General features: G+C 68.6%; 7 protein-coding genes and 1 pseudogene. 5 read left to right on the top strand and 3 right to left on the bottom strand.

The features are described from left to right. Both AC32QD_RS13995 and AC32QD_RS14000 read left to right on the top strand, forming a co-directional pair. Window positions 1-812 (top strand): amidohydrolase family protein (locus tag AC32QD_RS13995; protein ID WP_492011123.1); only part of this gene is annotated, 812 nt, incomplete at its 5' end. Next, window positions 812-1,639, top strand: a pseudogene (locus AC32QD_RS14000) (amidohydrolase family protein); the annotation flags it as partial. The gene AC32QD_RS13995 and the pseudogene AC32QD_RS14000, both read left to right, overlap by 1 nt. A 78-nt stretch (window positions 1,640-1,717) precedes the next feature. On the opposite strand, the gene AC32QD_RS14005 reads toward AC32QD_RS14000, so the two are convergent. From AC32QD_RS14005 to AC32QD_RS14015, 3 genes are all read right to left on the bottom strand, one after another. Continuing rightward, a complete protein-coding gene (locus tag AC32QD_RS14005) occupies window positions 1,718-3,004 on the bottom strand; it encodes a TRAP transporter large permease (protein ID WP_492011124.1) in 1,287 nt (428 codons plus the stop codon). A 21-nt stretch (window positions 3,005-3,025) separates the two neighbouring features. Further along, window positions 3,026-3,610 carry a TRAP transporter small permease subunit gene (locus AC32QD_RS14010; RefSeq protein ID WP_492011125.1) on the bottom strand — a complete coding sequence of 195 codons (585 nt, stop codon included), beginning with the start codon at window positions 3,608-3,610 and terminating at the stop codon, window positions 3,026-3,028. Between the two features lie 75 nt (window positions 3,611-3,685). Continuing rightward, on the bottom strand, window positions 3,686-4,759 hold the full coding sequence (locus AC32QD_RS14015; protein ID WP_492011126.1) for a TRAP transporter substrate-binding protein: 1,074 nt from the start codon (window positions 4,757-4,759) through the stop codon (window positions 3,686-3,688). A 191-nt stretch (window positions 4,760-4,950) separates the two neighbouring features. On the opposite strand from AC32QD_RS14015, the gene AC32QD_RS14020 reads away from it, so the two are divergent. From AC32QD_RS14020 to AC32QD_RS14030, 3 genes are all read left to right on the top strand, one after another. After that, window positions 4,951-5,766 carry a putative hydro-lyase gene (locus AC32QD_RS14020; protein ID WP_492011127.1) on the top strand — a complete coding sequence of 272 codons (816 nt, stop codon included), beginning with the start codon at window positions 4,951-4,953 and terminating at the stop codon, window positions 5,764-5,766. A gap of 92 nt (window positions 5,767-5,858) precedes the next feature. Continuing rightward, the gene (locus tag AC32QD_RS14025; protein ID WP_492011128.1) at window positions 5,859-7,571 is read left to right on the top strand and encodes a dihydroxy-acid dehydratase; all 1,713 of its coding nucleotides are present in this window, start codon (window positions 5,859-5,861) and stop codon (window positions 7,569-7,571) included. Window positions 7,572-7,648: 77 nt separating this feature from the next. Beyond that, window positions 7,649-8,378 (top strand): hypothetical protein (locus AC32QD_RS14030; RefSeq protein ID WP_492011129.1); only part of this gene is annotated, 730 nt, incomplete at its 3' end.

The raw sequence follows: 8,378 nt of genomic DNA on the forward strand, positions 1-8,378 counted from the left end.
CGCATGCCCACGTGTTCGGCCCGGCGGACCGCTATCCCTACGGTGCTGACCGCAGCTACACGCCGCCGGACTCGCCTTTGTCCGAATACATGACACTTTTGGACACGCTCGGGCTCGAGCGCGGCGTGATTGTGCAGCCCAGCGTCTACGGGACCGACAACCGGGCCACGCTCGACGCCTTGCGCGCCGAGCCCGAGCGCCTGCGCGCCGTGGCCGTGGCGGGCGCCGACATCGGCGACGACGAACTCGGCGAGATGCACCGCCTGGGCGTGCGCGGGCTGCGTTTCAACCTGCTGTTCCGCGGCGGCGTCGGGTTCGACTCCGCGCGCCGCCTTGCCGAGCGGATCGCGCCCCTGGGCTGGCACCTGCAGTTCCTGCTCGACATCTCCGAGTTTGACGGCTTCGCCGGCCGGCTGGCGGAACTGCCGGTCGACAGCGTGATCGACCACATGGGCCACATGCCGGCGGCGAAGGGCATCGACCACCCGGGCTTCCGGGATCTCCTGGCGCTCGTGCGCGAGGGGCGGACCTGGGTCAAGTTGTCCGGCGCCTACCGGCTCTCGGGCCAGGACCGCCCGCCCTATGACGATGTGCGGCCGATGGCCCGCGCGCTGATCGAGGCGCGCCCCGACCGACTTGTGTGGGCCACTGACTGGCCGCACCCTGCGGTGACGCGGCCGATGCCCAATGACGGCGTGCTTCTCGACCTTCTGGCGGACTGGGCCCCCGACGCCGAGATGCGCCGACGGATCCTGGTGGAGAACCCGGCCGCGCTTTACGACTTTCCGGGCGGCGCGCGGACCCGGCCATGATGACTCCGGTCGATCCGCCGTTCTGCGCCCCGCCCCGCCCGGAGCCGACGCGCCCGCAGGCCCGGGCGCCCACCGGGGCCTGCGACACGCACGCCCATGTCTTCGGACCGGCGGCGCGCTATGCCTATTCGCCCGCCCGCGGGTACACGCCGCCGGATGCGCCGCTCGAGGCCTATCTCGCCATGCACGAGGTGCTCGGCATCGCGCGGGGCGTGCTGGTGCAGCCGAGCGTCTATGGCACGGACAACCGCGCCATAATCGATGCTGCGGCGCGATTGCCCGACCGCCTGCGCACGGTGGTTGCGGTGGACGCCGAAGTCTCCGACGCCGAGCTATCCCGCCTCGATGCGGCCGGGGCGCGGGGCATCCGCGTCAATCTGGCCGACAAAGGGGGCATGCCGTTCGCCTCGCTCGCCGAGGTCGAACGCTTCGCCCGGCGGCTTGCGCCCCTGGGCTGGCATGTCGAGCTTCTGGTGCACGTGCATGAGATCGACGACATGGCGGCGCTGTTCGGGCGCTTCCCGGTCGATGTCGTGATCGGACATCTGGGCTACATCCCCGCCGCGCGCGGGGCCGGCGATCCGGGCTTCCGGGCGCTGCTGGCGCTGATGGAGGCCGGGCGCTGCTGGGTCAAGCTGACCGCGCCCTACCGGCTCACCGCCCGGCGCAGCCTGCCCTATGACGACGTGGCGCCCTTCGCCGCGGCGCTGATTTCGGCACGGCCGGATCGCGTCCTTTGGGGCTCCGACTGGCCGCATCCGCATATCCGCACCGCCACGGAGATGCCCGACGACGGTGCGCTGTTCGACCAGTTTGCCGGCTGGGCGGGGGACGAGACGACGCTGCGGCGCATCCTGGTGGAGAACCCGGCGCGGCTCTACGGCTTCGACCGAGCCCCGTTTGTCTCAGCCCGGCAGGTTGTGCGGCAGCCACAGCGCAAGCTGGGGATAGGCGATCAGGATCCCGATGATGACGAGCAGCGTGACCACGAAGGGTGCTGCGCCGAGGACGACATCGTAGATCTGCCCGCGCGGGCGCACGCCCTGGACCACGAACAGGTTGAACCCCACCGGCGGCGTGATCAGGGCGGTCTCGATCAGCAGCATGACGAAGACTCCGAACCAGACCGGATCGAAGCCCAGGGTGGTGGCCACCGGGGTGATGATCGGCACGGTCGCCACCAGCATGGACAGCGATTCCATGAACATGCCGAGGATCAGATAGAACACGGCGATCATGATGATCGTGGCCGTGGGCGAGAATCCGAGCGAGGTGATCAGCCCGGTTACCTTGCCCGAGAGGCCGATCGAGGTGACGACGAAATTGACGAAGTAGGCCGCGATCAGGATCGCCATGATCATCGCGGTGGTGCGCATCGTGCCCTCGAAGACGTCGGCCAGCATGCGCAGGCTCAGGCGCCGGCGCACCGCCGCCAGCGCAAACGCCGCCACGACCCCGAGTCCGGCTGACTCGGTGGGCGTGGCGACACCGGCATAGATCGAGCCGATTACCACGATGAAGATCAGCAGCGGCGGCAACAGGTCCGGCAGCGAGCGCAAGCGTGCACCCCAGCTCGTCCGGATCGCCCGGCCGCCCCAGCGCGGACGCAGCAGGCACGCCGCGATGACGGTGAGCATGAAGAGCCCGGCCAGCAGCACGCCCGGCAGGATGCCGGCCATGTAAAGCTGCGGGATCGAGGTGTTGGTGAGCGCTCCGTAGACGATCATCGGGATCGACGGCGGGATCAGGATGCCGAGCGTCCCGCCGGCGGCGATGGTGCCCAGATAGAGCCGCTCATTGTAGCCGTATTTATCGATCTGGTCGATGGCGACGGTGCCGATGGTCGCAGCGGTGGCGACGCTCGAGCCCGAAACCGCGGCAAACAGCGTGCAGGTGCCGATGTTCGAATGCATCAGCCCGCCGGGCAACCATGACAGCCAGTGGGTCATGGCCGCATACATCCGCTCGGCGATGCCCGAGCGCAGCAGGATCTCGCCCAGCATGACGAAGAGCGGGATGGCGAACAGGATGAAGTTGGTCGAGACCGACCACGCGGTCTCGCCCATCGCCAGGCGCAGCGGCAGGAACGAGTAGAGGTAGTCGAGCGCCAGCGCGAGCAGCACGAGCCCGGACGCCACCGGAATGCTCAGCGCCAGGATGGCCAGCAGCAGCAGGATCGCCGTCCAGACCACGTGCTTCTCTCCCTTGCCCCGCTAGCCGTCCTTGTAGCGCTCCTGCTCCTGGACCGCCTCCTCCAACTCCTGCAGGGCCGTGCGCGAGCCCAGCAGGCGATGCACGTCCTCGACCCGCCCGGTTGCCAGCGCGATCAGCGCCCGCGCGAGCAGCAGGATCATCACCAGCAGGAAGAAGGCGAAGCCGGCGAGCCAAAGGAACTGCGGAATGGCCAGGGGCGTCGCCAGCGGCGTGAGCGACCGCGAGCCCAGCACCGCCGACTGGTGGAAGATGACCCAGCCCTGCCATGTCAGGAACCCGGCGAAGACCATGAAGGAGAGGAGTGCCAGGATATCGAGCAGGGCGCACAGCCGCGTCGGCAGCAGCACATAGAGCGAGTCGATGCGCACATGGCCGCGGTCGAGGAGCGTGAGCGCGAGCGCCCAGGTCGTGCTGATGGCCAGAACGTAGCCGGAAATCTCGCTTGCGCCGCCGAGGGTCGCGTCGAAGATCTTCCGCATCAGCACATCAGTGGAGATGATGAAGGCGGCGGCCGCGACGATGGCGCCACCGAACCAGGCGCCGCCGCGGGAGGCCATGCGTGCCAGACGAAGCAGGCGGTCCATGTAGGGGGCGCCGTCAGGTTGCGGAATGTGAGGGGCGGGCGCCAAGGACGGTGACCTCCGCGCCCGCCGCCGGCATCAGAGCTTGTCGAGCGGGATCTGCAATCCGACCACCTTGCCGACCGTCTCGTTCCACTTCTTGGCGCAGTCCTTGCCGCAACGCTTGCCCCAGTCGACCAGCACGACGTTCTCGAGCAGCTTCTTCTTTAGCGCCTTGTCCGCAGCGGTGATCTTGACCAGCGTCATGTTGCCCTTCTTGCCCAGCGTGCATTTGCCCTTGCCGGTGTTGCAGTTGACGCCCTGCTCGGTCGCCTTGGCCCCGATCTTCCACAGCGAATCCTCGAGCTGGCCGAGCTCCTTGGTCATGAAGTGCTGCAGGTCGGGCGAGAAGCCCTCCCAGCTCTTCATGTTCGCGCCGGTGTACGAAATCGACCAGCCCACCGTGATCGGCAGCAGGTATTTCGAGACCTCCGGCCAGCCCGCGGTGTTGCCGCTGAGCGTGCCGGTCAGGGCGCAGTCGACCACGCCGCGCTGCAGGGCCGGAACCACCTCGGGGAAGGCCATGGTGATGGTCTCGCCGCCGACGGCGCTGACGAAGTCGGCCTGAGTCTTGTTGAAGACGCGGACCTTCTTGCCCTTGAGGTCCTTGAGGCCGGTGATCTTGTCGCGGCACCAGAAGACGATCGGCGGGTTCGGAGCCAGCACCATCAGCTTGGTGTTGAAGGTCTTCTTCATCGCCGCGGCCATCACCGGCCGCCAGGCCTCGCAGGCCTTGCGCGCGGTCTTGATGTCGCTGGTAATGCCGGCGAGGTCGCAGCCCTCGAACACCGGGTCGTCGCCGGCCATCTTGCTGATGTCCGAGGTGGCGAAGTCGGCGACGCCGAGTTGGGTCATGTGCAGGATCTGGAAGTCGTTGATGCCCAGCACGTCCATGTTGTTGTAGTCGACCGTGACCTGGCCGTTCGAGTCCTTCTCGATCTTCTGGGTCCAGAACGGCTTCTCGACGAGCTTGGTCTGCGCCAGGTTGCTGAAGTAGCCGATGACCTTGAGATGCGTCTTGGGCAGCTCGGCCGCAGAGGCAGAGGCCGAGACGACCGCCACCGCCGCCGCAAGCATGACGGATCGCTTCAGGAACTTGGTCTTCAGCTGCATGTGTTTCCTCCCTGGGGTCGCGGCGTCGATATGCGCCGCACATCCTCTCCCGCCTCTTCGCGAGAGCATTGGTCTTGTCCGCCCTTCGCAAGTGGGCTGCGAATTCGTTGAAACTGGTATAGGTGTCGGGCATCCGCCGCGTCAACAACCCGGTCCGCCGCGCGGTCCGGCCGCACCAGCGAGGCTCGTCGATGAACAAGTCCCAGGTCCTGCCACAGCCGAGCGGCACCATCACGGATCCCCGGGCGGCGCGCCGGGCGATCCGCGACGGCGCGCATTGCGCGCACACGGCAGGCATGGCGCCCGGCTACGTGCAGGGAAACCTCTGCGTGCTGCCACGCGACTATGCGGACGACTTCTTCGTCTACTGTCAGCGCAACCCCAAGCCCTGCCCGATCCTCGCCGTCTCAGACCCCGGCGACCCGCACCTGCCGGCCTTGGCCGCCGACCTCGACATCCGCACCGACGTGCCCAGCTACCGCGTCTTCCGCGATGGCGAATATGTCGAGGACCGGCGGGACATCCGCGATCTGTGGACCGACGACATGGTGGCCTTCGTTCTCGGCTGCTCGTTCTCCTTCGAGGAGGCGCTCATCGAGGCCGGCGTGCCGCTGCGCCACATCGCGCAGGGCACAGGCGTGCCGATGTATCTCACGAACATCGAGACAACCCCGGCCGGCCCCTTCCGCGGCCAGCTCGTGGTCTCCATGCGGCCCTTCACGCCGGCCGACGCCATTCGCGCGATCCAGATCACCTCGCGCTTTCCCAACGTGCACGGGGCGCCCGTGCATATCGGCAAGCCCCGGCTGATCGGTATCGAGGACATCGACCGGCCCTGGGTCGGGGACCCGACCGAGCTGCGCGAGGACGAGCTGCCGGTGTTCTGGGCCTGCGGGGTGACGCCTCAATCCGCCGTGCGCCAGGCGCGCCCGCCGCTGTGCATCACGCATACGCCGGGCCACATGGTGGTGACCGACCTGCGCAATGCCAGCCTTGCCGTACTCTAGATCCGCGGCGCCGCCGTGGCCTTGACCGCGGTGGCCTGCCGGCACCAAGCTCGATCGGGCTGCGAGGCCCAGGGCGGCAGTGCGGGGATCCTATGACCAAGACAAACGATCACGGCCTCGCAAGGGGGCTGACGAACTACGGCGACCGGGATTTCTCGCTTTATCTGCGCCGGTCCTTTGCCGCCTCGATGGGCTACTCGCGCGAGATGCTGTCGCGCCGCATCGTCGGCATCGCCTACACCGCGTCCGGCTTCAACAATTGCCACCGGCATTTCCCCGAGCTGCTCGAGGCTGTGAAGCGCGGCGTGCTGGCCGCCGGCGCGCTGCCGATCGAGTTCCCCACCGTGTCGCTGGGCGAGGTCTATCTCAACCCGACCAGCCTCAAGTTTCGCAACCTGATGTCGATCGATACCGAGGAGATGATCCGCGCCCAGCCGATGGACGCCGTGGTGCTCATGGGCGGCTGCGACAAGACCGTGCCGGCGCAGCTCATGGGCGCGGCCTCGGCCGACCTGCCGGCGATCCAGCTGGTCGGCGGGCCGATGATGACCTCCCGGCTGGGCGAGGAGCGGCTTGGCGCCTGCACCGACTGTCGCCGCTTCTGGGCGAAGTACCGCGCCGGCGAGATCGACGCGGCGCGCATTGGCCGGGTCGAGATGCGGCTCGCCACCACCGCCGGGACCTGCGCGGTGATGGGCACGGCCTCGACCATGGCCTGCCTCGCCGAGGCGCTCGGCATGTCGCTGCCCGGCACCGCCGCGATCCCGGCCGTGCACGCCGACCGGCTGCGTGCCGCCGAAGCCACCGGCGCCGCTGCCGTGCGGCTGATCGACCGGCCCATTCGGCCGAGCCAGGTGATCACCCGCCAGTCGGTGGAGAACGCGCTGCGCGTGCTGCTGGCGCTCGGCGGCTCGACCAACGCGATCATCCATCTCGCGGCGCTCGCCGGCCGTCTCGGCATCGAGCTGCCGCTAAAGCGGCTGAACGAACTTTCGGACACCACGCCGGTGCTGGTGAACCTCAAGCCGGCCGGGGCGCACTACATGGAGGACTTCTTCTATGCCGGCGGCCTTGGCGCACTGCTCAGAGAGCTGCGCCCGCTCCTCAACCTCGACTGCCTTACGGTCACCGGCGAGACCCTGGGCGAGCGCCTCGATGCGCCGGCCGAGCCGGTCGACCGCGGCGTGATCGCCAGCGCCGCCGAGCCGATCGAGGCGCAGGGCGGGCTCGTTGCCCTGTTCGGCTCGCTCGCGCCCCGGGGCGCGATCCTGAAGCGCTCGGCTGCCGACCGGCGCCTGTTCGAGAAGGAGGGCCGGGCAGTGGTGTTCTCCTCGCTCGAGGATCTCGCCGCGCGGGTCGACGATCCCGATCTCGACATTGCGCCGGACGATTTCATGGTGCTGCAGAACGCCGGGCCGGCCAGTGCCTCGGGCATGCCCGAGGCCGGCTACCTGCCGATCCCGAAGAAGCTCTCCGCCAGGGGCCTCAAGGACATGGTCCGCATCTCCGATGCGCGCATGTCCGGCACCGCCTTCGGCATGATCGTCCTGCACGTGACGCCGGACGCGGCCGCGAGCGGCCCGCTCGCGCTGGTCCGCAGCGGCGACCGGATCCGCCTCTCCGTGCGCGAGCGCCGGCTCGACCTGATGGTCGAGGCCGCAGAACTCGACCGGCGGCGCGCGCAGCTCCCACCCCGGTGCGACACCGCGACGCTGCGCGGCTATGACAGGCTCTATGCCGAGCAGGTGCTGCAGGCCGACCAGGGCTGCGATTTCGCCTTCCTGCGCCACGCCTCGGCGCGCTGACGCTGCATGCGCCTCCCCGTGCGCCCATCAGTCCGGACAGGCGCCTCGGCCACCGCCGCGGCGCACGGGAGAGCCTTATGAGCCTTGCCTCGGAGACCTCGCTCGTTGCCAAGGTGCTGTGGTCGGCCGCGATCGTGCTGGGCCTCTCGGCGATCGCCGAGCGAGTCGGCACCCGGGTCGCCGGCGTCCTCTCGGGGGCGCCGCTCAACGCCGTTCTGGTCTATTTCTTCGTCGGCCGGGACCTCGGCACGGATTACGCGGTGACGAGCACCCCGCACGGAATCGCCGCCTTTACTGCCACGCTTGCCTTTGTGCTCGCCTATCACCGCGCCTCTGTGTGGTTCACGCGCTTTACGGTTCCGCTCAGCGCTGCGGCTTCGGTGGCGGTATTTGTCGCAGTCGCCCGCGGGCTGGTGCTCGTGCCCTTCACGCTGGCGCAAGCCACCGCCATGACTGTCTGCTTCATGGCCCTGGCGATCTGGCTGTTCCGCAGGATCGAGTTCGCCAACGTGACCAGGCCGGTCCGCTACACGGCGCGTCTCATCCTGTTGCGCGCGGGACTTGCGGCATGCCTGATCGTCGGCGCCATCACGCTTGCCGAACTGCTTGGGCCGCGCTGGACCGGCGTTCTGGCGGGCTTCCCGGCGACCCTGTTGCCGACGCTGCTGATCATCCATCTGACCTACGGACGGGCAAGCACGCATGCGATCATCCGCAGCTTTCCGGTCGGTATGGGCTCGATCATCCTCTACATCCTGAGCGTCAGGTTCGCCTTTCCCGCCTGGGGCGTCTATGCCGGCACGACCG

This window comes from Thermohalobaculum sp. (assembly GCF_058622915.1).